This is a genomic window from Caulobacter sp. SLTY, from assembly GCF_009905535.1.
In the GTDB taxonomy this organism is placed as follows: Bacteria; Pseudomonadota; Alphaproteobacteria; order Caulobacterales; family Caulobacteraceae; genus Caulobacter.
This window is the reverse complement of the sequence record NZ_JAAALA010000079.1, coordinates 1-1,538: the sequence shown is the minus strand read 5'-3', so window position 1 is coordinate 1,538 and position 1,538 is coordinate 1. Positions and strand designations below refer to the sequence as shown.

Genomic DNA, 1,538 nt, shown 5'->3' with positions numbered 1-1,538 from the left:
GTCGAGGCGGTGGGGGAGGGGGTGACCCGGTTCCAAGTCGGCGACCTGGCCGGCTACGGTCTGGGCGGTCTTGGTGGTTATGCCGACTACAAGGCGATCAAGGCCGATCGCGCCGTGAAGCTGCCCAGCGGTATCGACGCCAGAACGGCCGCCGCCAGCCTGCTGAAGGGCATGACCGCCGAGTTCCTGATCCGCCGCTGCGCTCCGGTGAAGACCGGCGACGCGGTGCTGATCCATGCCGCCGCCGGCGGCGTGGGCCAGATCCTCGGCCAATGGGCGCGGGCGCTCGGCTGTCTCACCATCGGCACGGTGGGCTCGCAGGACAAGGTCCAGCTGGCGCGCGACACCGGCTGCGACCACGTCATCCTCTATCGCGAAGAGGATGTGGCGGCGCGGGTCCGGGAGATCACGGACGGCGCGGGCGTCCGGGCTGTGTACGACGGTGTCGGCGCCGCCACCCTCGAGGGCAGCCTGGCGAGCCTGGGCCGCCGGGGGTCCCTGGTCATCTTCGGCAACGCGTCCGGACCGGCGCCGGCGGTCGATCCGCTGCGGCTGATGCGCGGTGGGTCTCTGTTCCTCACCCGTCCGGGCCTGGCCGACTATGTGGCCACCAGCGAGGAGCTCGAGGATAGCGCCGCCGCCCTGTTCGCCCTGATGGCCGACGGCAAGATCAAGGTGACAGTCGGGGCGGAGTTTCCGCTCTCGCAGGCGCGGGCGGCGCATGAGGCGCTCGAAGCGCGGGCGACCGTGGGGTCGACGCTGTTGGTTCCGTAACTCGCAGAAAAGCTACCTTCTTCCAGCGGAACTAACCCCAATGGCTGGTGGTCTTGGAGCCCCCCTCCCTGAGGGAGGGGGTAGGGGGAGGGTTTAGGGACGGTGGAAGGTTGGCAGACACCGTAAACCCTCTCCCTCCCACCGCTTCGCGGCGGGCCCCTCCCTCTCCCTCGCGGGAGAGGGGCAAGTAGAGAGCACAAACCCCTGCGAATTTGAACTGGATAGCCGCGGGATACCCGCCTTAGCTTGCCCGCTTCAGCGCCACATACAGCGCGCCGTCCCCACCATGGCGTTTGTCCGCGGACTGCACCCCAGCGACCAGCGCGCGCAGCGGGGGTTGGGACAGCCACATCGGGGTCATGGCCTTCAGGGTCTCGCGGCCGCCGTCTCCTTTGCCGGTGATCACCAGGACCAGGCGGTCGCCGCGTTCCACCGAGGCGAAGACGAAGCGTTCCAGCACCGCCCGCGCGCGTTCCAGAGTGTGGCCGTGCAGGTCGATGCGGGCGGTGATCGGCTCGCGTTCCTTGACCACCCGGCGGGAGCGGTTGGGCTCCAGCGGTTCAGGCGGCGGCTTGGGCTTGGCGACCTTTGCCGCCTTGGGCGGAATCACCGCGCCGGGCTTCTTCGGCGGCAGGGCCACCGGTTCGGCCGGCTTGGCGGCGACCTTCACCACCTTGCGACCGGGCAGCGGTTTGACGGTCTCGGCCACCCGCGCCCAGAGGGCCAGTTCCTCGGGACGGGGCGGGCGTTTCATGGGACAGGGC

At 69.9% G+C, this 1,538-nt stretch carries 2 protein-coding genes; one reads left to right on the top strand and one right to left on the bottom strand.

What is annotated here, in order from left to right; genetic code table 11:
- A partial coding sequence (locus GVN21_RS20310) for a quinone oxidoreductase (RefSeq protein WP_166576556.1) occupies positions 1-774 on the top strand: 774 nt, incomplete at its 5' end.
- A gap of 241 nt (positions 775-1,015) precedes the next feature.
- Here GVN21_RS20310 and GVN21_RS20305 read toward each other — a convergent pair.
- Positions 1,016-1,538: Smr/MutS family protein (locus tag GVN21_RS20305; RefSeq protein WP_346764299.1), on the bottom strand; the 523-nt coding region annotated here is incomplete at its 5' end.